22 protein-coding genes and 1 tRNA gene are annotated in these 22,045 nt (G+C 56.9%); 13 read left to right on the plus strand and 10 right to left on the minus strand.

Annotated features, from left to right (window positions below):
* Positions 1–33: 33 nt before the first annotated feature.
* The 3 genes from JI664_RS15690 to JI664_RS15700 all read right to left on the minus strand — a co-directional run bounded on the left by JI664_RS15690 (position 34) and on the right by JI664_RS15700 (position 3,700).
* Entirely contained in the window at positions 34–2,775 is a 2,742-nt protein-coding gene (locus JI664_RS15690; RefSeq protein ID WP_286174123.1) for a DUF3427 domain-containing protein, read from the minus strand.
* A 209-nt stretch (positions 2,776–2,984) separates the two neighbouring features.
* A complete protein-coding gene (locus JI664_RS15695; protein WP_207014703.1) occupies positions 2,985–3,275 on the minus strand; it encodes a hypothetical protein in 291 nt (96 codons plus the stop codon).
* Positions 3,276–3,277: 2 nt separating this feature from the next.
* Positions 3,278–3,700, minus strand: a complete 423-nt coding sequence (locus JI664_RS15700) for a helix-turn-helix domain-containing protein (protein WP_207014704.1) — start codon at positions 3,698–3,700, stop codon at positions 3,278–3,280.
* Between the two features lie 141 nt (positions 3,701–3,841).
* On the opposite strand from JI664_RS15700, the gene JI664_RS15705 reads away from it, so the two are divergent.
* The 4 genes from JI664_RS15705 to JI664_RS15720 are packed head-to-tail and all read left to right on the plus strand — an operon-like array spanning position 3,842 to position 5,417.
* Positions 3,842–4,066, plus strand: a complete 225-nt coding sequence (locus JI664_RS15705; protein WP_024811261.1) for a hypothetical protein — start codon at positions 3,842–3,844, stop codon at positions 4,064–4,066.
* Between the two features lie 15 nt (positions 4,067–4,081).
* Positions 4,082–4,318, plus strand: coding sequence for a hypothetical protein (locus JI664_RS15710; RefSeq protein WP_207014705.1), 237 nt, complete (start codon positions 4,082–4,084; stop codon positions 4,316–4,318).
* A complete protein-coding gene (locus JI664_RS15715) occupies positions 4,318–4,725 on the plus strand; it encodes a hypothetical protein (protein ID WP_207014706.1) in 408 nt (135 codons plus the stop codon). Before JI664_RS15710 ends, JI664_RS15715 begins: the two co-directional genes overlap by 1 nt.
* Positions 4,692–5,417 carry a tyrosine-type recombinase/integrase gene (locus JI664_RS15720; protein ID WP_207014707.1) on the plus strand — a complete coding sequence of 242 codons (726 nt, stop codon included), beginning with the start codon at positions 4,692–4,694 and terminating at the stop codon, positions 5,415–5,417. The genes JI664_RS15715 and JI664_RS15720 overlap by 34 nt, the downstream gene beginning before the upstream one ends.
* A 347-nt stretch (positions 5,418–5,764) precedes the next feature.
* Here the strand turns inward: JI664_RS15720 and JI664_RS15725 are convergent, their stop codons facing one another.
* On the minus strand, positions 5,765–6,406 hold the full coding sequence (locus JI664_RS15725; RefSeq protein ID WP_207014708.1) for a hypothetical protein: 642 nt from the start codon (positions 6,404–6,406) through the stop codon (positions 5,765–5,767).
* A 410-nt stretch (positions 6,407–6,816) separates the two neighbouring features.
* Complete coding sequence (locus JI664_RS15730; RefSeq protein ID WP_207014709.1) at positions 6,817–8,781, minus strand: hypothetical protein; 1,965 nt, start codon at positions 8,779–8,781, stop codon at positions 6,817–6,819.
* Between the two features lie 252 nt (positions 8,782–9,033).
* Here JI664_RS15730 and JI664_RS15735 point away from each other — a divergent pair, with 252 nt between their 5' ends.
* The 5 genes from JI664_RS15735 to JI664_RS15755 all read left to right on the plus strand — a co-directional run bounded on the left by JI664_RS15735 (position 9,034) and on the right by JI664_RS15755 (position 13,436).
* Positions 9,034–10,251: a tyrosine-type recombinase/integrase gene (locus tag JI664_RS15735; protein ID WP_286174124.1), complete on the plus strand. Its 1,218-nt coding sequence runs from the start codon at positions 9,034–9,036 to the stop codon at positions 10,249–10,251.
* Entirely contained in the window at positions 10,166–10,867 is a 702-nt protein-coding gene (locus JI664_RS15740; RefSeq protein WP_207014710.1) for a hypothetical protein, read from the plus strand. The genes JI664_RS15735 and JI664_RS15740 overlap by 86 nt, the downstream gene beginning before the upstream one ends.
* Before the next feature lie 118 nt (positions 10,868–10,985).
* The gene (locus JI664_RS15745; RefSeq protein ID WP_207014711.1) at positions 10,986–11,210 is read left to right on the plus strand and encodes a helix-turn-helix transcriptional regulator; all 225 of its coding nucleotides are present in this window, start codon (positions 10,986–10,988) and stop codon (positions 11,208–11,210) included.
* A 23-nt stretch (positions 11,211–11,233) separates the two neighbouring features.
* Complete coding sequence (locus tag JI664_RS15750) at positions 11,234–13,006, plus strand: bifunctional DNA primase/polymerase (protein WP_207014712.1); 1,773 nt, start codon at positions 11,234–11,236, stop codon at positions 13,004–13,006.
* 133 nt (positions 13,007–13,139) lie between these two features.
* A complete protein-coding gene (locus JI664_RS15755) occupies positions 13,140–13,436 on the plus strand; it encodes a hypothetical protein (protein ID WP_207014713.1) in 297 nt (98 codons plus the stop codon).
* A gap of 317 nt (positions 13,437–13,753) precedes the next feature.
* Here the strand turns inward: JI664_RS15755 and JI664_RS15760 are convergent, their stop codons facing one another.
* Positions 13,754–13,984, minus strand: a complete 231-nt coding sequence (locus JI664_RS15760) for a hypothetical protein (RefSeq protein WP_207014714.1) — start codon at positions 13,982–13,984, stop codon at positions 13,754–13,756.
* Between the two features lie 455 nt (positions 13,985–14,439).
* Between JI664_RS15760 and JI664_RS15765 the strand changes: the two genes are divergently transcribed.
* Positions 14,440–14,652, plus strand: a complete 213-nt coding sequence (locus tag JI664_RS15765) for a hypothetical protein (protein WP_207014715.1) — start codon at positions 14,440–14,442, stop codon at positions 14,650–14,652.
* Between the two features lie 272 nt (positions 14,653–14,924).
* Positions 14,925–16,175: a hypothetical protein gene (locus JI664_RS15770; RefSeq protein ID WP_207014716.1), complete on the plus strand. Its 1,251-nt coding sequence runs from the start codon at positions 14,925–14,927 to the stop codon at positions 16,173–16,175.
* 77 nt (positions 16,176–16,252) lie between these two features.
* Here JI664_RS15770 and JI664_RS15775 read toward each other — a convergent pair whose 3' ends face one another.
* Genes JI664_RS15775 through JI664_RS15785 form a run of 3 tightly spaced genes read right to left on the minus strand, consistent with a single transcriptional unit; the run spans position 16,253 to position 19,776 of the window.
* Positions 16,253–16,735, minus strand: coding sequence for a Mov34/MPN/PAD-1 family protein (locus JI664_RS15775; RefSeq protein ID WP_207014717.1), 483 nt, complete (start codon positions 16,733–16,735; stop codon positions 16,253–16,255).
* Complete coding sequence (locus tag JI664_RS15780) at positions 16,732–18,495, minus strand: ThiF family adenylyltransferase (protein WP_349768734.1); 1,764 nt, start codon at positions 18,493–18,495, stop codon at positions 16,732–16,734. Before JI664_RS15780 ends, JI664_RS15775 begins: the two co-directional genes overlap by 4 nt.
* Positions 18,496–18,531: 36 nt before the next feature.
* Positions 18,532–19,776 (minus strand): CBASS cGAMP synthase, encoded by a 1,245-nt coding sequence (locus tag JI664_RS15785; RefSeq protein ID WP_207014719.1) that lies wholly within the window; start codon positions 19,774–19,776, stop codon positions 18,532–18,534.
* 99 nt (positions 19,777–19,875) lie between these two features.
* Here JI664_RS15785 and JI664_RS15790 point away from each other — a divergent pair, with 99 nt between their 5' ends.
* The gene (locus tag JI664_RS15790; RefSeq protein WP_207014720.1) at positions 19,876–20,610 is read left to right on the plus strand and encodes a hypothetical protein; all 735 of its coding nucleotides are present in this window, start codon (positions 19,876–19,878) and stop codon (positions 20,608–20,610) included.
* A gap of 113 nt (positions 20,611–20,723) precedes the next feature.
* Here the strand turns inward: JI664_RS15790 and JI664_RS15795 are convergent.
* A tRNA-Phe gene (locus JI664_RS15795) sits at positions 20,724–20,798 on the minus strand.
* Positions 20,799–20,985: 187 nt separating this feature from the next.
* On the opposite strand from JI664_RS15795, the gene JI664_RS15800 reads away from it, so the two are divergent.
* Entirely contained in the window at positions 20,986–21,903 is a 918-nt protein-coding gene (locus JI664_RS15800; RefSeq protein ID WP_207014721.1) for a DMT family transporter, read from the plus strand.
* Positions 21,904–22,045 lie beyond the last annotated feature (142 nt).

Below are 22,045 nucleotides of genomic sequence, written 5' to 3' on the forward strand. Positions count from 1 at the left end.
CCGGCGACGGCTTGCGCTGCTAAACTCTGGCGATCAATCATTATCTGGAATTCCAAGCTCTGCCCAAAGTGCGCGCGGGGCGGGAACCGGTAAATCCCAGGTCACTTCGATCGGTTTCTCCCCTTTCCAGTCGACAAACTTCGGCTGTCCGCAATAGATGAACGGATTGACCTTGCCGCTCACGATATTCCCGCGGCGAATGAACAGATGCACATCGTGCCCTTCGGTCCCGCTGATAATCCGACCGTGTTTGCCTTCTTGCCGCGTCTGGTTCTGGCTAAACCACTTGAGCCGCGACGCGCTGAGGAATTCGTTCGGGTATTTAAGTTCCTGTGTCGAGACATTGGCCAGAAGGATCATGATCTTCTTTTCCGGCAGTGCCTTCATCCCGGTCCGCCAGACATTCTGTTTGTATTCCTCACCAAAGAACGCCGCGATGTCAGGCACGTAGTAGCGCTGCCAAAGCTCCAGGGCCTGTGGCTTGCCGACAAAGGTCGAGGATGCTTCGGCTGCCTCGCGCACGATGGGTGTTTCCGCCAAGCGCCATTCGACCAACTCGCGCACCAGCGATTCCAGCTCGCCCGATGCGTCAGGGCGCGCTAGGCGCAGGCTTGCGCCGCTTTGGGCCAGGTGTGGGTTGAACGCGAGCTCTTCGGCTCCTTCGCTTGGTTGCCGTCCCGCTGCGATGTCGCGTAGGCCGGTCAAGGCGGCGCGAGACAGACCGCGGGGTCGCTCCATCTCGCGCAGCATCCGCCCATGAGTGGCAAAGGGCCGCTCGGGCACAGCATCCCCCATATCGCGGACGAAGTCGAACCAGCCGCCATGGCCCGATGCGCGGGGATCGAAGCCGTTGCGGAAGACTTCGACAGCCTTGGGACGGATGCCGTTCCGGTCCCGGAAGTCGACATAAAAGGCTTCAAGTTCCGCCGCGCCTTCCTTCGGGCGGAGCAGATTGCGCAGGATGTCGATGACCTGCAGCTCATAAGTGATCTCGCAGCCCTTCGGCATCTGGAACTCACCGGCCTGAAGCGCCTCTAGCTTGGTCGAGATCGAGCGATCCCCCGCGCCGGCCTGCAACAGGGTGGCAACCTTCGTCAGAAAGCTGCGATGGTTGCCGATATAGTCGATTACCTGAAGCACCTTGCCTTCGACACGGCGCAGGCCGCGGCCAAGCTGCTGCAGCCAGATTATCGCGCTTTCGGTAGGGCGCAGCATGAGCACGGTCCCGATCTCGGGCACGTCGACGCCTTCGTTGAACATGTCGACCGCGAACAGGATATCGATCTCGCCCCGACCAAGCGCAGCCAGAGAGCTTGCTCGCGGGGCGGAGCTTTGACCCGAGTGGACGGCAACAGCCCTCAGCCCGGCGGCGCGGAAATAATCCGCCATGTAGTCGGCATGGCGCATCGAACAGCAAAAGCCGATCGCGGGGCCGGTTGCGCGCTTGCGATACTGCTCCAGCGCATTCAGCGCCCTCGCCTCGGTCGCCAAGGCGGCGTCGAGAGCGGTTGGATCGAATTGGCCAGATCGCCAGGGGATCTGCGCGTAGTCGACATCGTCGGGCACACCGAAATAATGAAACGGTGACAGATGCCCCGCATCGATCCCGCGAAACAGGTCGCATTGGTAAACAAGGTTTTCGCCGCATAGCCCCAGCAGGTCAGCCCCATCCCTCCGGTCGGGCGTGGCGGTCAGACCCAGCAGGAACCGAGGCGTGAAATGGGAGATCAGCTTTTGGTAGGTGCTGGCGGCGGCGTGGTGGAATTCATCAACAACAATATAGTCGAAATGGTCGCGGTCGAATTGGCGCAGATGACCGATACGGCCCAACGTCTGGACCGAGGCAAAGAGGATTTCCGCATCCGCCACTTTCTCGGTACCTGTGTATCGGCCCAACTTGGCCTCTGGTCTTACCTTGCGAAAGGCCGCCATCGCCTGCGTCAGGATCTCATCGCGATGGGCCACGAAAAGGATGCGGCCCGCCTTGGCGCGGATCGTGTCGAAGGCGGCCAACCAGGTTTTGCCCAGGCCCGTCGCCAGCACGACCAAACCGGCGCGGTGGCCGTTCGATCGGCTCAGCGATAGGGCCTCCAGCGCCTCTTGCTGAATGGAATGCGGCTCTGGCGGTGGCCCTTCCTCGGCCACCACGCGGGCGGTGAACTCGGGCATCGGGCGCGTTCTGCGGCGTTTGGCATAAGCATCGATCCAGGCGGCTGTCAGGGGTTTTACCTCTGGGCGTGCAACCAGTTCTTCGAAAGCTGCGGCGACACTGTCAGCTGCATGTTCGGAATGCAGGTTCCACTCTACGCCCTCGGTCAGCGCCGACTGCGAAAGGTTCGAGCTGCCGACAATCGCTGCCCCTCGTGCATCTGCCGCGCGAAACAACCAGGCTTTGGGGTGGAAACTGAGACCGCCTGTTTCGAACACGAACAGTTCGGCCCCATCTAGGTCCAAAAGGCGGGCCAAGGCGGTTGGGTCGGTCGTGTCAAGGTAATCGCCGACCATTATCCTCAGCCGACCACCCCGCGCCAACAATTCACGGAACCAGGGTTCGAGCAGCGCCACACCGCTGTCCATGGCAAAGGCAATGGCGAGATCGACGGACTGCGCCGTGTCCAGTCGTTCGGCAAGCAAAGGCAAAAGCGGGTCGCGCCCGCCGGTCGTCAGACGCGATCCGGACGCTTCCCTAAGATGGAAATGGTCATAGGCTGAAGAAGCGACAAAGCCCGGGGTCCCGCGCCCGAGTGCTGCGCCCACCTCGGCCAGCATCGCCATCTGTTCCGGTCCGTTCAGTTCATCCCATGTCGCCACATGACGCGGCGCCGGGATCAACCCGGCCTCTCGGCGCAAACAGATTGGACAAGACAGGCGCGGGTCAGGCACAGAAATCCTTGGGATACAAAGCTACAGGATCATTGGACGGTATTGCACGGCACTTGTCCAGGCACTTGGTTTGGTTGAAGAAATCGGTTGGTGCATACGGATCATCTGGAGATCCGGGCGAAGCGCGCCCGAAAAAACCGCTCCACCCCGACCGCCAACACAAAGGCCGGAGCACCAAGTACCAGCACAGCCGCAGACACCGCCGCCACGACCACCATCGCTCCGGCAGCAGCCCCAAGCACCATCACCAACACCCAGCTCGCCAGATAGGCCACCCCGCATAGCCCCACCGCCCGGATCACCGGATGCGTCAAGCGCGCCAGATCGCGCTGCATGCGCTCCACCATCGCCAGCTGGTGACGCTGCCACGCGTCGTTCTTCTCGATTTCCATCATCATTCTCTCAACAATTCGATCCAGGTGTGGACGTCGTCCATCGGGATTTCCTTCCCCTCGAGGAACGACCGGTACCAGCGCGCGACGATCGCGCCGCGCTTCTCGCTTTTCAGGCGGATGCCGGTCGCGCTGAGATGACGGTCCAGCGCCGTCTCGAACCCCTCAAGCGCCGCCAGATCATGGCCCGGGCGCACGGCCTCGACCCCCAACAGGATCCAGTTCAGGTCCACGCCGAACTGGCGGTGCATGTCGACCAGCGCCTCGACCGGGATCGAGCGTTTGCCGGTCTCGTAGCTTTGATACGCGCGCTGCGACATGCCGAGGGCTTCGGCCATCCGGGCCTGCGACAGGCCAAGCTCGTTGCGCGCGATCGCCATGCGCGCGCCGAGGCCGCCGAGGTAGGTATCCGGACGATTCACCATTCTTGACATCAATCAGCTTGCCATGAAGCATGAACGTATATAGGCGCACGTTTGTGCGTTAGTGCCTGCGTTTCACCATCGAACCACGGCCAAGCACCGCATTCAATGCGTTTTCGTCCATTTGCAGGAAAGGAGAGGGGTTTGTCACAGGAAAAGCTGCTGTCGCCCAAGGAACTTGGTGCCCTTGTGGGGCTTAGCACCGCGCAGATTCGTGCCTTGATGAACGACGGGCGGCTCGAATTCGTCGAGATCACGCCCAAGACCCGCCTGCTGACCATGACGGGTTGGGAGCGGTTCCAGAAGCGCGCCACGAAGCTGCGCGGGGACGAGAGGGAGAGGGATGGTTCGGTGTCGAGTGTGAATTGATCAGGGGGAGAGCCGATGGGCACGACCAATCTCAACATCAGCGTGATCGACAAGCGCATGCTGAAGCAATCCGAAGCCGCCAGCTACACGGGCCTTGCCATCAAGCATTTCAAGGCCAGCTGCCCGGTCCGCCCGGTCGAGCTGTCACGCGGCACGCTGCTGTGGGACCGGCGCGACATCGACCGCTGGATCGACACGATGAAGGCCGACCATGTCGAGATGACGCGCGACGACATCCTGGACCGGCTGTGATGACCCATGTGCGCGTCAAGGGCTTCAAGATATTCAAGGATCGCCACGGCCGGATGCGCTGCTACCACCGCGCGACGGGGCACAAGATCGACCTGACAGAGGCACTGGCGGGATCGGCTGAGTTTCTGGCGCAATGCGAGACGATCCGCGCCATCGCCGTGGCGCAGAAGGAAAAAGGCCCTCGTGCTGGCACGCTTGGCGGGCTGATCAAGGGCTACTTCGAGACCGGGCATTTCGCCAATCTGGCCGAGACCACGCGCCGCGATTACCGCAAATGCGCCGATTTCCTCGCCCCCATCCGGGACACGCCAGTCCATATGATCGACACGCCGCTGATCGCAGGCATCCATGACAAGGCTGCGAAAAAGATCGGGTGGCGGCGGGCGAACATGGTCCGCACCTGCTGAGCGAGGTGTTCCGCCATGCCATCCCGCAGGGCCTGATCGCGGCGAACTACGCCAAGGACGTGATCCCCAAGCGCCGCCCGCGCGACCGGGCCTATGCCAACCGGCCATGGAGCATCGAGGAGCGCGACGTCGTCCTGTCCCGCGCCAAACCGCATGTACGGGTGGCGCTGGCGCTGATGATGAACACCGGGCTCGACCCGTCGGACGCGTTGAAGCTGCGCAAGGACCAGATCGACGGTGACACGATATGGGGCGTGCGGGGCAAGACGGGGGAGGAAGTGGCGATTCCCGTCAGCCCGACCTTGCAGGCAGCCCTCGACAGCATCCCCGCGCATGAGGCGGCTACCGTGCTGGCCAGTTCGCTAGGCGCGGCATGGACCTACAACGGTTTTTCGACCGTCTGGCATCGCTTCAAGACCGGGCTGGAGGAGGAAGGGCTGATCGCGCCGGGCCTGACGCTCAAGGGCCTGCGCCATACCGTTGCGACGACGCTGCGCGAGGCGGGGCTGGATGAGCGGCGCATCGCGGACCTGCTGGGACAGAAAACGCCATCGATGGCGCGGCACTATTCGCGGTCGGCGAACCTTGCCGACAAGAACCGCGAGACGATGGCGACGCTGGAAAAAGAGAACGCGAGGCGGGCGAAGATTGTCAAACCTTCCGCCGAAAAGCGTCAAACCCGATCCGAGTAAGGACCAGACATGACCACAAAACCAAACTATTTCAGCTTGTTAAGTGGTGCCCGGGGGCGGAATCGAACCACCGACACGAGGATTTTCAATTAGCCTTGTGATCCGCGCGGGCTGTCTCAACTGCGCTCAACCCGTAACGTAGCCGATTGAAAACTCTGATCATTGCGCTTGACAGATCGTCTCGATCTGTCTCATGCCGGGGCATTCAAGCTCACTGCTCCTGCTACCCAAGCGATACCCACATCCCGCGACAAGGAATGCCTCGATCTAGCCGTCGCCAGGAAAACACTTTCGGTCTAAGGCAGCTAGTTGTGTCGGCACAGCGTTTTGGCAGGCAGCAAAAAAATTTAAGAAGAAGCATGGTATACGAGATATTTGTCCAACGATTTAGATGCCGCTACATGGACTGGGTTCCCGTCTTCATAGAGAAAGGCATGAAACAGCCCTACAGAAGAAAGATCAAAGCCGTCTTCATCTGAAAAGTTCAACGCCTCAAGCTCAAGCATGATTTTTCTAATGTATTTGTCGACCGCACGCATATCGCTACTGATTTGATCCCTGATTTTCGAAAAGGGTCCAGTATCCGCAGTTATAGACTTTCGAAGTAACTCGAACTCTACATAAGAGTCGTTGAGTATTTTGTATGCTTCAAAAAACTTATCCGTATCGGGCACGATAAGCCTCCCATTCTCAACCCTCGTTAGAAAACGGAATTCGCGCCTGACCATCTTTATGTTGTGATAGGCTCGCAGAAAGTTTCGTCGGAATTCGTCAACGGCTTCCCTGTCGCCCTCCCGGTTGCGGTAGTGTGCGTCGATGGATTTATAGAAGAGTAAAACCCCACTGACCGCGCACGTAAATAGAATGAACTTAAAGACTTCTAATACGGCATCAGAACGGTCAAGCGCCGGTTCGAAAAGGAAAAGATAAAACGCTACTGACGCAGATAGCACTGCGAGCAGAAGTCCTATTACGATCTTCGAATTCATTCGGCCTCGACTGCGAGTCAATCGCGCTATCTCACACTGGTCAGGACGCACGAAAACCCTGAGCCTCTTGCTCCAATCAAAACGGTTGCTGGTGCGGTCATTTCAATTTCACGCGCTAGTGATTACCAAACCAAATTTCCCGGGCTCTATCGTTTAGAATTTCGACGCAGAGGCGCGTGGAAAAGCGAAGGTCGATCGACTAGAAGCAGCTTGCAACACGGAAAAATTCCGCCGAAGGGTACTTACTGATTAAAGCCAGTCCCTGAATGGCGCGTCGGGGACGGGCAATTCAATGTCCGGAACAGGTAGCCTTGTCTCACCACATGGTCCGAACTCTGCGGCTGCTGGTCTTTCGATGATGGTCATCTTTGCGTCCCCTTTTTCTAGAATATCATGATTGTGACGTAACGTCAATTTGGCAACAGGGCTCTTCGCCCATTGGCAATCGTTCTGTTCACAACGAGGGCAATCCACTTGTTACGCATCTCCGGGGCACCGTTCTCAACTCGGGTTTCAAGTTCAGCCAGCCATAGTTGGCCTCGCTCCTTGTCGCCAAAAAGAACAGCGGCATTTACGAAAGTGTCTAAGAGTTCGATGCGAGTGGTGGATCGATCATCCAGCGAGAAATAATCATACAGACGGTTGTAGAAGGTGCGATCAAACGCTTCTCCACCGTCTGAGGTTGCTAGATCCTCTACTTTGCCACCGAATTTCACGTACTCTACCCCGTAGTCCAGCGTGTTGTTGTAGGCCAACGCGCGATCGACCTCTAGGTTTCTCGTGGGATCGATGTCCTTTGACACTTCTTTAAGGTCGATGTTTGCCGTAACGCGATACGCCTTCAGCAGATCCCGTAGAACACGCGATTGAACTGGGTAATTTTGCTTTACCCACTCGTAGGGGTCTTCGCCACGCGTGTAGCCAGGTGAGTTTGAATAGGCACGCTCGGCTTGGGCCCAATACATGTAACCCAAGTGGCGCGGGATCAAAATTTCGAAGATAGAATGCTTGTCCTTCCAGTCCGGACGTTTCATTTCCTCAGTTGCCGCCTCGAAATAGGTAATGGCTAGATCAGATTTTCCAAAGGCTCGATAAGTTTGTCCCACGCGAAAGTTAAGGACAGGATCTTTGGCAAACCCATCAAGTGCGGTCAGATCGAAGTATACTTGTTGCGCCCTTTGAAAGAACTTTGATGCGTCATTCTTGCTTGCGTCTTTTGGCGCTTCACCCGGCCCGATTGAACCAATCAAATAAGCTTGACCCGCCCAATAATTCGCGGCGGCGATTTCCATATCGATTGCATAGTCAAATGTCGCTTTCGCGGGCGCATCCGCAGACGCAACATGCGCTTCCCATTTGCTCTTGAAGTCGGACAGCGTTTCTATGAGATCCGTGAATGTCGATGGCGAGAATGTCTTTGTCTTATCTGACGATCTCGCAGCGACGTCTCTATACGCCGCTATGATTTTTTCCCTTATGCGCTTGATCTCTTCGTGAGCGGAAGACGGCAAAACGTCCTCGATCCCGTCCAGCACCTTTACCGTATTGCTCGACAATGAGCTAGCTGATGCTTGTTCTGCTGAACTCGGTGCTAACAGCAAGAAACTTGAGTCTGCGTTATCGGAACATCCGTCCAATATCAACTTTAAGCCTCTGATTTGAGACGAGCCGAACCGATATTTTTCGTCAGTGCTTTTTATCTCAGAGTTCTTGTACAGTAGTTTGTGCTCTATCTCGCTCCAGACGTCTTCAAAAACTGTTCTGAGTTGGAATTCAATGGGAAATATTTTTGACTGTCCGGCTTTGATCACCTGCCCCTTGACAATAAAATGAACACTCGAGTACCGAGTATCCTTTTCCTCAAGGCTAACGAAATCAGGAGAAAACCCTCTGCTACGAAGGTACCCCCTTAAAAACTTATAAATTGTTAAATAGTCGGTTTCGGAGGCTTTGCTTTGATAGACCTTGACTTCCTCTATGCTTTCGACCAAACTATTTCCGACAAATACTTCCGCCGGATGACCTTGGTATTTTTCCAGAAAATCAACAAACACCTCAACCAAAGACACCAAATTAGGTTTAAATAGCGTGAGGAAGCGAAAGCCTACGATATCCCGAACGTCATCGATTGAATAATCTAAGTCGCCTTCGTTTCTCTTCTTCTCAACTTTTTCAATCAAGCTCTCCGCATCTTTGACGCGAGATTTAATCTGATATGCTTCCCGAACAATGCTATTGGAGCCCAGTGAAAGCGCATTGTTCACGAGGGTCATCATAGTGTCCGCGCCGGACAGCACCAAATTCGCCTCTTCGTAACTTGGTTTCTTTGCGTCAGATTGGCTTGGGTTGAGGTTATGATCGTTGTCTTCAGGCATAAATCACTGACCAAGTCATCCGAGGGTTTCAATTGGCATAAAGGCCCTTGAGAGCACTCGGACCAACCTGCATGGATAACGTTTTCGCGTCAAGAATGCTTGTCATATGTGCGTCGGGCGGCTCAGTTCACTGGCCGGGCGCTCGAGTCCTGCTCCAGCAGACGTCTTGTAGGTCAATTATCCTTCGGAACCTTAACATCTTGTCTAGGATTGTCCCTGACGTGGATCACTCACCCATCTTATCATGGGCTTATGAAACGCAAGCTCACCTCCAAGTTCATCGAAGGCCAGAAGCCTGATCCTTCCAAGCGCCTCGATTTCCGTGACGAGTTGATGCCGGGTCTGGTCCTTCGCATCAGCACGTCCGGCACCAAGACGTTCTGCCTGCACAAGCGCATCAACGGCAGAATGCGGCGACTGACCATCGGACGGTTCCCTATCTTGTCGCTGGCCGAAGCGCGCGAACGGGTGCGACAGGTGCTCTACGATATCGAGACGGGCCGGTTCGAGGATCGCACCGGCGTCGAGGTCGAAACGAAGCCCACGCTGGGCGACGTGATCCCCGACTACATCGAGAAGCACGCCAAGGTTCACAACCGCGACTGGAAGCGCAAGGATGCCCTGCTGGCGAAGTTCACGACCCTGCACGGCAAACGGATCGACGAGATCAAGCGTGCCGATGTCGTGAAAGCCTGCGACGTTATCCACAAATCCGCGCCTGTCAGCGCGAACCGTGCTCTGGCCCACCTCAAGCACCTGATGGGCTCGTGCGTCGAGCGCGGCATGATCGACGCCTCCCCCATTGCCGGGATGAAACCGCTGTCGAAGGAACGGTCGCGCGAGCGTGTACTGACCGACGACGAGCTGGGCGCGCTGTGGGAGGTCTTTGGCGACGAAGGCTATCCTTTCGGGGATTGCATGAAGTTCCTTATGCTCAGCGGCCAGAGACGCGCCGAGGTCGCTGAAATGCGTTGGCCGGAAATCGACCTCGAAAAACGCCTCTGGACCCTGCCTTCGCAGCGCGCCAAGAACGGCAGGCAACACACGGTGCCGATCACTGACGCGATGATGGACGTGCTGCGCAGGGTGCCGAGGTTCCTCGGATCGGACTACGTGTTCACGACCACCGGCAAATCACCCGTGTCGGGCTTCGGTCGCCTGAAAGACCGGCTAGACAACGCGCTGCCCGAAGGCACGGAGCCGTGGATCATCCATGACCTACGCCGCACGATGTCCACGAACATGGCGATGCTGGGCGTCCCCCAGCCTGTCACCGAGGCGCTGCTCAACCACAAGACGGGTGTGGTCTCGGGCGTGGCCGCTATCTACAATGTCTATTCATACGCAGACGAGAAGCGCGAGGCGCTTGAGCTTTGGAATAGCCATGTCGAAAAAGTCACCAGATCAGCCGTATTATCTGAAGTACCGCGAGTTGGGGTGGCTGGATCGACCGCTCCCACAAGCGCCTGAGTTTTTTCCACAAAAAGCAATTGACCGGCTTTGCCGCATTGGTGGGGCGGATGATGAAACCGACCGAATACGCCTAGCTGATGATCTTCGAACCATCGCTAATGTCTTTTGGGTCGCGGCTATGACCAGTCCTCTCGGCGTTCAAGGTGGGCCAGGGTCACAGACGCCTGACGCCAGAAAGCGAACGATCACGAGTTCGGTCTTGCGTCCCGCCGAGAAGTTGATAGAGGCGCTTTCCGACGAAAACCTGACACTTCTTTCAGAATGGCCTGATGAATTGCCGTCGGTCCCGCCAAACCGGCATATACTCATCGAAGAATTGACCAGACTCAGAAATCGCACGAGCGACCTTTTCGAGGTCTTGGATGACCGAAAACGAAAAGGTTCGTCGGTTTCTCAGGAGTTCAGGATCGATTTCGGGAACGCACTTGCTGGCGTGCTTGAACGGCATTTTCCACACATCAGAGCATCGCGTGGTGGATATGATCGCACTCCCGGTCCCAGCAGCGAATATCAGGAATTCCTGAATGCATGTGCACAAGAGGTCTTCGGTGAAGGGTTCAAATTCTCAGGCGCCGTGCTGGACGAGATAGCGAAGCTGCCCCGAAATCAATAAACCTACGCACCAAACGCGCAGCCTTAGCTATACCTCTGATATCACTGCATTTCAGTCTGTCATATGTTGTCCAAACATGGAGCCGGCTCCTTTGTCTAACCGACGAAAGGGAAAATCCATGAAGGACGAAACAGACAGACCGTTGCTTGTAACGCGCGACGACCTCAAGCGCTTTGGCATCCGCGTTAGCAATACGACTTTGCTTCGCTGGGAGGCCCGTGGGCGCTTTCCGCGCAGGGCCAGAATGGGCGGCACCACGGTTACGTGGTTCATGTCGGAAATTGAGGACTGGCTTGCTGAACGCGCCGAAGAACGCGCTCGCACGCACTACGCCGACTACTGATCACCCAGACAAGGAGAACTGAGATGCGAAAAGCATTTCGCTTCGAGGGTGACATGTTGTCGTCCTCGATTATCAGAGCCGCGCTCGCTTGGGCGCGGCATGGCGGCAAAATCATCGCCTTGCATGGCATTGATGATGACGGCCAATGCACGTGTGGCCGGGCCAGTTGCAAAAGCCCGGGCAAGCACCCTATCGCGGAGTTGTTTCCGAAAGGGCAGCATAGTGCCACGAGCAGCGCGGTTAAAATCCGCCGTGCGTTCAAGAAATACCCTCGGGCCAACTTCGGTGTCATCCTTCCGCCAGGCGTGGTGGTGCTTGATGTTGACGGCCCGGAGGGGGCTGAAACATTCAAGAAGCTGAGCCTCCCACCGACTCTGTCGGTTCGAACGGGTCGCGGGACACACTACTATTTCCGCGCCTCGGAGGCCCTACCCAAGAGGAAAGCGCCGCTTGCTGGCATAGACATCAAGGACAATGCCAGTGGATATCTCGTAGGCCCACCCAGCATGCACAAATGCGGTAGCCGGTATCGCGTGCAGCGTGGAGAGGGCCGCTTGGCGGCGTTGCCTGCCGACTTCGTGCGCAAGCTGAAGCGTGAGAAGACCCGCACAGCGAATTTCGACACGGTCGGTGCCTTCAGAGCTGGAAGCCGCAACAATGAGCTGACCAAGATTGCCGGGTCACTTAGGTTTCGCGGTTTGGCCGAAACAGCCATCGCAGGAGCGTTGCAGGCGATCAACGCCGCGGCGTGCAGTCCGCCCCTCGACGCCGATGAGGTCGAGCGTATCGCTTCAAGCGTCGGCAAATACGAGGCTGGGCATGAAGAAGCTTTCGGCTGGCTCGGAGACGTCGAGGAGTCCACCCCGCAGTTCTCGATGTATCCGTATGTCGTGAAGGGTGCGCTGACTGTCCTCGACGGCAACATGGGTCAGGGCAAGTCCACCTTCACCTGTGCTATTGCAGCCGCCGTGACGAGGGGGAAGCCGCCGCCATTCGTGGATGAAATTGAGGCCGGTTCGGTCCTGTTCATGTCCGCCGAGGATGACCCGTCGCGGGTGCTGAAACCTCGCCTTATGCAGGCCGGGGCCGACGTCTCGAAAGTCCGCTTTCAGCAGGAGCCGTTTTCCTTGGACGAGCGCGGGTTGGGGTTGCTCCGGCAAGAACTGTCGGCAAACACGCCCGCCCTTGTCGTGATCGATCCGATCATCGCCTTCATGAAGGAAGGTGCGGACGGGAATAAGGCAACCGAGACCATGCACTTCATGGTGCAGATTGACCAGTTGGCGCGTGAGTTCGACACGGCCATCCTGATCGTGCGGCACCTTCGCAAGGCGCGGGCAGACCATGCGATGCACCAAGGTATCGGGTCGATTTCGATATCGGCTCGGGTGCGCTCGGGCCTAATCCTCGCACCGCATCCAGACGACCCGCGTCTGCGCGCGGTGGCCCACGCCAAGTCGAACTATGCTGAACCCGGGCCGACAATCGTGTTCGAGATGCAGAGTACCGGGCCACGCTCGCACCCCCGCGTGAAATGGCACGCCTGTGAGCCTGAGTTGACGGTGGGCGAACTACTCGCTCCTCCCGAGGCCGAACGTGGCCGACCGCCACGGGAACGCGACACGGCGACCGCGTGGCTGGAAAGCGTACTCCGCAGAGGGCCGGTCAAGAAGAAGGTGCTGGACGGCTGGGCGAAGGAGGAAGGGGTATCACTTCCGACCCTCCGGCGCGCGGGCGAAGCACTCGGCGTGGTGAAGTCGAAAGACGGGAAATCCTCCGTCTGGGCGCTGCCCTGAACAACGCCGCCAGCATCACTTGCTCAGAAGTCGCACACGTGTGGGATTTTTGAGCAAGTGTTCATTCCCGCCGAAAACCGCGCTGTCCTGCCTTGGCGGCTCAGGCGCGTCATATAGCAGAAGGAAATCCAAGATGACCAAGCACGAAGACATGCAGAACCGCCTGAAATCCGCAATCCAGCAGGCAATTCTGAACGAAGGCAAGACGGAAGGCACCGATGAGGTGAACCTCACTAACACCGATGTTGTCGAGGCTCTGCTGGAGATGGCCGGGTTCTACGCCTCAATCCACGGTTTCGAGACCTATTCACGGAAAGAACTTTCCTTCAAACACGCCCTGACGATTTTGGGTCACATCGAGCGATTTGAGAAACTGCGCAAAAAGGGGAAAATCCCCATGACCGTGATCCCCCGCTCGAAAATTCACTAAGCCAAGGTGCGGCGGGCAGGGGCAGCGGCTCTCGGCCGAAAATCTCAGCAGTCGATATTACCCCTCGTCTGCCCGCAGGGTGCGCGGCGTTAAAAAAACACCTCCCCCCATCCCCCTGTGGTCGCCTTGGGACAGCGCCGCATCGGGCACCGCGCGGAACGCCTCGGACCGACCCGTTGACTATCTATCAGTCTGTCGGATGCGAGGCGGACCCAAATTGCCCTACCTTTTCATGCGGTCCACATTCGCGCTGGGTTTCGCCTTAGCGCGCCGGGTTCCACTCGGGTGGCAAACTGCTTGGGCGGAGGTGCTGGCGGTCATCCCTGCACCCAGCCCTTGCGATGGTAGTGGCGCAGCACGATGGCGCGATTGTACAGTGGGAAGCCGACCCACAGGCCGTTGGCCGTGATCAGCGACAGGATCGCCCACAGGAACATGCCCTTGAACAGGTAGTACAGCGGGCCGAAGAGCAGGCACCAGAGCCGGTGCCAGTTGCCCAAAATGATTTTCGTCTGGCCGTTGAAGGCCCATGTCGCGCGTATCGTCATTGCCGATCTCCTCGCTGGCTGGTTTCGATGCCAGCGCAATAAGATCGGGGACCATCGCCCGTCAGGGTAATTCCCGAACCGTCGGGTGAGACCACAGGGGTAGCCATGCCGAGGTGCAGTGTCCGTGCAGATGCCGGGATGATCGGGATGAGCGCGGCTCACAGCGCGCCAGCCGGGGTTGCGACGGGATCACCTAGCCCGAGGCATGCCCCGGCGCTCCTGGCTCAACACAACGCCGCCGCGCGCGCGTTTAGCTCTCGATCCTCGGGGTTAGTTGCAGGCACCGTCAGTTTCGCCCTAGCGCGCGGCGCAGGTCGCTCAACATCAAGGGGCGACCGCATCGCAAAAGCCCTCGGCGTGGACATCTCGCAAATCTTCAAACCGAACTAGGGTTATGCCTGACACGCCTCGGGCTTCCGTCTTATCGATCTTCATCAGCAACTTAGGAGATCGACATGACCGAAATCGTGACGCTCAAGGCCATCTGCGACGAACTCAAGATCGACCCGCGCGAGGCCCGCGAACGCCTCCGCGCCGCAGCCAGCGACGCCAAGGCGAACCCCGAACTGGCGAAGGCAAGGAAGCCGCGCACCCCTTGGCAGTGGGTGAAAGGTTCAAAGGCACTTGAAGAGGCGAAGCGTGCGGTCAAAGCCAGCATGGACAAGTAGTGGGCAGTAGGCGTAACTTCGAACATAAGCTGCAAACGTGTCCCATCAATTCGGAAATAATTATCGGGCCCGCCTCTGCCACACTTGAATGAATGTTTTTGGAAATGAAAAGCGGGCCTTCTCGCTGATGTCCTCAAGCTAGCTTCAATAAGCGCTCTTATGCGAAGCGGATAGATTCTATTCAATTTAGGCACGTATCAGGTCTACCAAATAGGCAGGGTTGAAGAAAAGTGGCAATCAAAAAAAGAAAACGGCCATCTTTTCCTAAGGTGATGAGCGAGGATCTTCTCAGGGAAATCTCTGAAGAGTACCTACTGCCTTTCTTCTCTGGTGCGTCTATCGACTCCGTATCTGACGAATCAAGTGCTTCTGAGGCGACGGTCGCTTTTCTAAATCCACAAACTATCGGATTTAAGGTAAATAAATCAGACACCTATCGACTAAAGTTTCGCCGAGATCAACCCTTCGCAAAGAAGACTGATCCAGCACGCGAAGTTCGCGTTGTGGAAGCCTTTGCAAGCATCCTCGCCGAGATGAACGACGAACTGAAAGGGCATTTGAAGGAAGATCTCTTGTCAACTTTCCAGAGGCGCGTAGTGGCTCGGGCAGTATCGGACGCGTCAGTGGAGAAGCAGGTTCTTATTGTGCTAGATCAGATGTCAAGTTGGGCAGCGCGTCTATACGAGGGTTCGCCAATATCTAGCGCCGTGGGTATCGACCCTGCCGCAATAGGTGACAGAGAGGTAGATATTGAAGCATTCGCTTCAAATGACATTGGCGCAGTGCTTTCCAATGGCCACAGCAGCCTACTGACTTTTGACTCCAGGCTGGGGTTCGTCGAACACCTCACCCTGAACTCAGGCGGCATTAGTGCAAAGGCTGCCCCATGGGAACAGGCACAATTCGCTGATTGGACTGCTCACGGAGATGGCCGGGTCGCCGTTGCGCTCAATGCGCATGGCGAGATACTTGTTTTCCGAGATGGACAACTCCTCTTTTCAAAGCGAAACGGAAGTTGGCATTTCCTCACGCACAGCCCGGTCTTGAGTCAGATGGCTGTCCCGCGAAATCCCAAAATTCGCGAGGCAATATATGAAACTGTTCTTGATGCATCGTTTGGAAGGAGAGGCGCTTGTGTTGGTGTCGTCGGCTCTGGGCGAAGTGAAGAGTGGCAGGCAATGGCATCAGATGATGACAGGCTCGAACTTAAGGCTAGTAAGAAATCGAAAGCTATCAGCCGTATCATTCAGGGACGAAAATTTCAGGATCTGGATAGAACACTCCGCCAAGAACTTGTTTCCATAGATGGCGCAACGGTCATTGACCACACGGGAAGCGTTCTGGCAGTTGGTGCAATAGTTAGGATTAGAAAGAGCGTCGAGGGCGGAGGGAGGACAGCAGCAGCTGAGGCCCTCGCAAAAGTGGGGCTTGGCATCAAGATTTCACAAGATGGTAGTATTATTGGATTTCGCCCGGAAACGGGCAAGATATCAAGTTCGTCGGCCGCTTTTAGACTGATGTAATCCTTTTTTGCGCGCTCGGTGAGCTTCTTGATCTCTTTTTGCGATACACGAACGAGCAATGCCCAATCATCGACCGATTAACCAATTTCTCTGATGGACTGTAGCCTCGACCAAATATCGGCTTCGTGAAGAGATACATGCAAACCGTCGGGGAACCCGGCTGTGCCGACAATCACCATCAAGAATGCATTCAACTCATGCTTTGAACGAGCGAACAGGTCAGCCATTGATGAAAGATCAGTTCCAGAAGGGGTGGGAATAGATTGCGGGTGAGTGTGCCAATCTCCGAAATAGTGCAGCCCAGATTTGTGCAACGTGCTGATCTCCCGACGTTCCGCAAGACGGTCCGCGATAAAAAAGAAGCGTCCTCGTCGGTCGGAACGCCTCGGACCGGTTGCCAGCTTGACTTTGATGCATTGACCTTCAACCGCACCAAATAGCTGCCCACCAGCTTCAGGCATTTTCGGGTCCAATTGTCGCCACTTAACAAAGTGATCGAGAACATTCTGTTCTAGGGCCAGAAATTGCCCACTTTCTCCAATGGGGTAGCGAAAGCTCATGCTTCTCCGCAAAAAGCACAATCTTCCTTTTGCCTCCACTCAAATTGCCTCGTTCCGCCGAACTCAGGAACGTCTGGAAAGCAATTTAGGAAGTCCGGGGTGAAACGCCCTCCTTGCTCGGCAATTTCTTCCTTCGAAGCCCAGTAAACGGCCTCGATGCCGGGGTGCACCTCACCAAGCAGTGCTTTCGTTGTGGTCTTCGCCACCAAAGCCGCTACGCCTAACAACGATACTGGCCCATATGGTTGGAAACTGGCCCCACAATGGGGCTGTTTGCGCGTCGTCTCGGTGTCCCACTCACACACTGTTTGTCGCGCCCTCCCGAAATGGTCCATGCCGCAAGCAAAACATGGGCCATTGGAGCCGATCAATACGGCGTGTCCTGCCACAGAAAAAGGTTCTGCCCACCCATAGATCATAGGGGGGAAATCCGCTTCGTTCCTAGCCACTTGGTTAAGCCTGCTTTCAGCCACCCAACTGCCAACCGTGGACACGATCAAATCGGTGTTGTGGAAAATCTCAGAACGTATGCCGTAGAGCGATTGCCAGTCCTCGGCAAAGTACTGGATTGAGCGCATATGCGGGAAGTCACCAGCCAATTTTTCTGCCAGTGACTTGGCTTTAAACGTCCTGACTTGCGTGACCCCGAGCATGTGACGCCCAACATTAGGATAGTCCAGAAGTTCCGGGTCGACCAATGTGATCGAGCCGACACCTGTCTTGGCAAGAAGCAGAGCAACCTCGCTTCCCAATGAACCCGCGCCGATCATCAGAACACGCTTGTCAAACAATGGGGCGACTGTAGGGGTGTCACGACCATGTATCCACGATGGGTCCGCGCGCATAGTCTCGTGGCGCTCAACCTTGTTCCCCCCGAACAGCCGCTGCATTCGGATATGGGTCGGTACCTTTCCAGGCCGAAAGCCCTTCTGCACCATGTCTGGGCGTCGCCCGGCTTTCATACCTTGTTTGACGGGAGGCAAAACTTCGACGGCGAAAAACACCGGCCCATCATCCGTGCGCCCCTCGAAGGAAACGGTGAACTTGTCATCAGCGGTTACAGCCGCATCTTCCAGCAGTTCTACGGATTCGGGTGCCAGCTCCCGCAAAAAGCGTAGAATCGCCGCACCCGACCTCGGGTATTCCGAAGGCAGAATGGGCCTATTGAGGGCGATGTGTGTCGCGGTGTTGAATTTGTAGTCCTTCTTGTTCCCCGGAAAACGGTTGCGAAGCCAACTCTCCAAGGCCGTGTGGTCATCTGCCAGATAGTAGTCACCTGTACTGCACCACAGGGACACCCGACGGGAGGGACCGCCGGGCGACAGGAGGCTGACGATGTTTTTGCCCCCATCAGTTTTGCTCCAATAAGAATCGAACTCGTCCGCGAAATCACTGATAAACGCGTCGTCGTATGAAGCGACGATCAATCGAGTGGCTTCTTTGATAGCGTCCCAAATTAACCCTTTGGGGTTCAAAGGATTATGCTCTGTCCCCGGTGGGTAAAGGCAAAACGCACCGTCTTTTTCGATATGCGGATATTGCATAAACTGAAATTTTTCGGTGCAGTACACGCGCGGTTTTGTCCACGGGAAATCCTGCAAGAGCACCACGTGCAGATCAAAGCGGTCAGCTTGATGTTCAAACGGGACAAGCCATCCGTGGATTAGGTCCTTGGCCTCGTATCGAGACAATTCGCCCTGCGTGAGGTCTCGCGCATTCGGACATTGAGCGAGCACCCAGCGGGATAGCTCAGCTATCACGAGGTCGGTAGGTTCAGACGGCCCAGTCAATGCCGACTACCCGTAGCGGCCTCCGCCCTGCTTATTCACAGCGGCGAGGTCATTGCTTTGCTCAGCATCAACCTTTTCCACAATCCCCAAAGTAAGGGCAGCAGGTGCAGCCAACTCGCTTGCCTTTTTCTCAAGGCCAGCGTCGGGCACATAGAGGGTGAGATCGTCTGGGATACGCCCGCCAAATTGGTTTTGTAGGGCTTCGAAAGCTGCCGTGCGGTCTGACGTCTGTGTCAGCGCGTCTTTCAGACGCTCAGCAAGCACTCTGGCCTTCGCAACGAAATCGCTGCGTTCCTCAGGTGACCAACCCTGATCCAACCGGGCACCTTCTACGACAGGGTTTGGAATGTCATTGGCGAGAAAGTCGGGCAAGTCTTCCGCGACTCGCAACAACGCCAGATCGTCCCTATCGCTGGCAATTGCTGCCGACGCCTTCTCAAAGACCGACACGACTGCGGCCATGAGTGCAATCGATGCCAACCTTCCTTCGGGCCATTGGAAGTCTTTCCAGCCCTTCAGATAGCGGCTGATGGTTCGGACCTGCTCGCCGTATTGTTTCACGGCATCGACAAACCAGTCTTCGAGTTTTCGCGGGTCGGATTTCATCCAACCCTCGTTGCGGTGCGCGAGCATCATCTCGTCGTGAGACAACATTCTATACGCAGTATCTTCCATCATTAGTTCGGCTGTGAAGTCTACACCACGACTTTGGGCATCTTTCACGATGCGCTGAAAATCCGTATCCGGCACCGAGTAAAGTGCGAGGTCGGTATGCATGGTGTTGTCAATCTTGACTCGGATGCACGAAGGCTTGTCCGTTACGAGTTGCCACCCCTTCTTGTCGCAAAGTGGCGCTAGGATGCGTTCGACAATGGAAAAGTAGGCTGCGCTTTGGATCACAGGGGATCTGTCTCCGCCTTTTTGAAAATAGGAAACGGGCATGAATAGCCCATCGTCCAAGTCGATCTCCTGAGGCGGCACATGCGCAGGTTGGTTGCACGTGTGGTATGAGAAGCTGCCCTGCATCTTGAACTTCGGTGTCTGGTAGCTCCGCGCAAGTACTGGCGCTTGGTCTTCGAACAGAACCTGATCACCGAGTGACTTCGCAAACGCCCCAAACCGAGAGGAGATTTCTGTGCGAATGTTATCCCGAGCGTTTCGCAGTATCTGTTCCTGCTTCTCAGAAAGATTCAATGCGAATTTGTAGCCCGAGTGCCGGGACACGAAGGCTTTGTGTGCGTTAACAGGCATCAAACTGTCCCTTCCTGGTCTTATCTTGTGGTGTCCACGCTTCTTGTCCATATACTTGGGGGCACAGGGCCGTGTCTTCAATACTAGAGGTTGAGCATAGTGGCAAAGTTTGTTCCCCTAAAGTTCTGGGTCACTATCGCCGTGTATCTCGCGCTTGGGTTGCTGCCCCTGCTTGAAGCAGGGATCCTGTGGATCAGCGCGAAAGCGCCAGCCTTGGCGCCATTGGTGGCAGACGCGTTGACGACTCGTTTGCTTGCGTCGCTTGTTTCTGGCCTTTTGGCTCTTTTTCTCGTGGCCCAAGGGTGGAGGATCGTGTGGAAGCTTCCATATGTTGGCCATAAGCTAAGCGAGGCGCTTTTCTACGACCTCAACGGGACTTGGACGGCAAGCTTGCAGTCCAACTACTCAGTTGTCGAAAAGATGAAGGATGCCGCAAACAGCACCGAGATTCGTTTCGATGTCTTTGATGACTCAGCTCTTCCCGGCCTTCTGGAGCGCAACTTTGAAGTTCGAATCAAACAGACTTGGTTCCGAACCGACGTCGAGTTTTTGCCGAATAAGATTGACCCTTTGCTCGAATCAAAAACGATTTGCGTTGAATTCTTCAAGGCCGAAAACGGCACCAAATCCATGGCTTGGATATTTGAAGCAAAGAACAAGCGCGAGAACGGTGTTCGGTTGGCTGTTACTGACGAGCATACCTACCAAGGCGCGGCGAATCTAAAGCTTAGTGACGACGGGAACGAATTGAGCGGCGAGTTTTGGCAGAACCGATCTTGGCACCGCGGGCTGAATGCTGCCGGTTCGATCAAACTCTCAAGAACAAGCCGATAGCGTTCGGGAGCGAAGCAGCTTCAATATGCTACCCAGATGATACCCACAGCGAAACACGCACCTAATCTGAGCGTGCTGGCGGCGTGTAAGCTTTTGTTTTTATTTCGAAATAATGGTGCCCGGGGGCGGAATCGAACCACCGACACGAGGATTTTCAATCCACTGCTCTACCCCTGAGCTACCCGGGCACGGGTGAAAGCGACGCTTTCGGGTGGGCGTGTCTTAGGCGAGCGCGCGGGTGGTGTCCAGAGGGAAATTCACATCCGTTGTCGTGCGGTGCCCGGCTCTTGCCGCGCCGCCGCATCGGTGGAACAGTGCGGCGTCGACGTGGGCGCGCGGTGCCTGTGCTATGCGCCTGTGCAGGAAGGGGCCGGGATGCGACCGATCCGGGGAATTCTATACAAGCTGATCTCGGTGACCTGCTTCATCGTGATGTCGAGCCTTGTGAAATCCGTCTCAGAGTCGATCCCGCCGGGCGAGGCGGTGTTCTTCCGCTCGCTCTTTGCGATCCCCGTGATTTTCGTCTGGCTTACGATTCGCGGCGAGGTGCGCACGGGGCTGAAAGCCACGAAGCCGCTGGGGCATTTCTGGCGCGGGCTGGTCGGCACCTCGGCCATGGGGATGGGCTTTGCCGCGCTGGCCTTTCTGCCGTTGCCCGAGGTCACGGCGATCAGCTATGCGGCGCCGCTGCTGGTGGTGATTTTCGCGTCGATGTTTCTGGGCGAGGAGGTGCGTCTCTTCCGCCTCAGCGCCGTGTTTGCGGGGCTGACAGGGGTGATGATCGTGCTGTCGCCCCGGCTGTCGGTGGGGACCGATGTCTCGACCGCCGAGGCGCTGGGGGCGATGATGGCGCTGACCGGCGCGGTCTGTGCGGCGCTGGCGCAGGTGACGGTGCGCAAGCTGGTGGCGACCGAGCAGACGTCGGCGATCGTGTTCTGGTTCTCGGTCACCGCGACCGGATTGTCGCTGCTGACGATCCCCTTCGGTTGGGTTCTGCCCTCGCCGGGTGAGGCCGCGCTTCTGGTGCTGACCGGGATCATCGGCGGGATCGGGCAGATCTTTCTGACCTCAAGCTATCGCGAGGCCGATGCCTCGCTGGTCGCGCCCTTCGATTACGCCTCGATGCTGATGGCGCTGGCGATCGGTTACTGGGTGTTCCACGAGGTTCCGACCCGGCCGATGCTGATCGGCGCGTCGATTGTCGTCTCGGCGGGGATCCTGATCATCTGGCGCGAACGGCAGCTGGGCATCGAACGCTCGCGGCAACGCAAGGTCATGACGCCGCAGGGATGAGGGCCGACGACGCGCGCGCCCTCCGCGGCACCTGATCGCCACCCCCTCCGTGTTCTGCAACCCGATGCGGCGGTGGCGCAATTCGCCATAACGGTTGGCACAGCACGCCAAGACGGGCTGAGCCACCTCCCGATACCCTTGA

Origin of the sequence: Rhodobacter sp. NTK016B, assembly GCF_017303295.1 — a bacterium.
Taxonomy (GTDB): domain Bacteria; phylum Pseudomonadota; class Alphaproteobacteria; order Rhodobacterales; family Rhodobacteraceae; genus Pararhodobacter.

Coding starts and splice junctions, on each gene's coding strand:
- JI664_RS15690 (WP_286174123.1), bottom strand. CDS start 2,775: ATGGCGATGCTGGCCGAGGTGGGCGCAGCACTCGGGCGCGGGACCCCG.
- JI664_RS15730 (WP_207014709.1), bottom strand. CDS start 8,781: ATGCCTGAAGACAACGATCATAACCTCAACCCAAGCCAATCTGACGCA.
- JI664_RS15735 (WP_286174124.1), top strand. CDS start 9,034: ATGAAACGCAAGCTCACCTCCAAGTTCATCGAAGGCCAGAAGCCTGAT.
- JI664_RS15725 (WP_207014708.1), bottom strand. CDS start 6,406: ATGAATTCGAAGATCGTAATAGGACTTCTGCTCGCAGTGCTATCTGCG.
- JI664_RS15745 (WP_207014711.1), top strand. CDS start 10,986: ATGAAGGACGAAACAGACAGACCGTTGCTTGTAACGCGCGACGACCTC.
- JI664_RS15770 (WP_207014716.1), top strand. CDS start 14,925: ATGAGCGAGGATCTTCTCAGGGAAATCTCTGAAGAGTACCTACTGCCT.
- JI664_RS15740 (WP_207014710.1), top strand. CDS start 10,166: ATGTCGAAAAAGTCACCAGATCAGCCGTATTATCTGAAGTACCGCGAG.
- JI664_RS15775 (WP_207014717.1), bottom strand. CDS start 16,735: ATGAGCTTTCGCTACCCCATTGGAGAAAGTGGGCAATTTCTGGCCCTA.
- JI664_RS15760 (WP_207014714.1), bottom strand. CDS start 13,984: ATGACGATACGCGCGACATGGGCCTTCAACGGCCAGACGAAAATCATT.
- JI664_RS15700 (WP_207014704.1), bottom strand. CDS start 3,700: ATGGTGAATCGTCCGGATACCTACCTCGGCGGCCTCGGCGCGCGCATG.
- JI664_RS15785 (WP_207014719.1), bottom strand. CDS start 19,776: ATGCCTGTTAACGCACACAAAGCCTTCGTGTCCCGGCACTCGGGCTAC.
- JI664_RS15800 (WP_207014721.1), top strand. CDS start 20,986: ATGCGACCGATCCGGGGAATTCTATACAAGCTGATCTCGGTGACCTGC.
- JI664_RS15715 (WP_207014706.1), top strand. CDS start 4,318: ATGACCCATGTGCGCGTCAAGGGCTTCAAGATATTCAAGGATCGCCAC.
- JI664_RS15765 (WP_207014715.1), top strand. CDS start 14,440: ATGACCGAAATCGTGACGCTCAAGGCCATCTGCGACGAACTCAAGATC.
- JI664_RS15755 (WP_207014713.1), top strand. CDS start 13,140: ATGACCAAGCACGAAGACATGCAGAACCGCCTGAAATCCGCAATCCAG.
- JI664_RS15710 (WP_207014705.1), top strand. CDS start 4,082: ATGGGCACGACCAATCTCAACATCAGCGTGATCGACAAGCGCATGCTG.
- JI664_RS15695 (WP_207014703.1), bottom strand. CDS start 3,275: ATGGAAATCGAGAAGAACGACGCGTGGCAGCGTCACCAGCTGGCGATG.
- JI664_RS15750 (WP_207014712.1), top strand. CDS start 11,234: ATGCGAAAAGCATTTCGCTTCGAGGGTGACATGTTGTCGTCCTCGATT.